Annotated in this window: 1 protein-coding gene; it reads left to right on the top strand. The window is 56.5% G+C overall.

Annotation, left to right across the window (positions count from 1 at the left end):
* On the top strand, nucleotides 1–207 hold a 207-nt coding region (locus tag IRZ56_RS23020), incomplete at both ends, for an immunoglobulin-like domain-containing protein (protein WP_196147038.1).

Below are 207 nucleotides of genomic sequence, written 5' to 3'. Positions count from 1 at the left end.
TGACCGATGGCACCGAAGTCACTATTCCAGCCGGTAGCGCCAGTGGCTCCGTCACCGTTAAAGCACCAGATGATGTGTTCACCGGCGGCCAACCGACCATTACCAACAAGCTTGAATCGGTAGAAGGCGGCGACAAGTTCGAGAAACTCACCCTCGACGACCAATCCGTTTCGACCAAGATCACCGATGAGCCAGGCTCAGGCACTC

The organism is Pseudomonas guariconensis (assembly GCF_015680235.1).
In the GTDB taxonomy this organism is placed as follows: domain Bacteria; phylum Pseudomonadota; class Gammaproteobacteria; order Pseudomonadales; family Pseudomonadaceae; genus Aquipseudomonas; species Aquipseudomonas guariconensis_A.
Note: the sequence above shows the minus strand (reverse complement) of the source record. Positions and strands in the feature narration are given on the sequence as shown.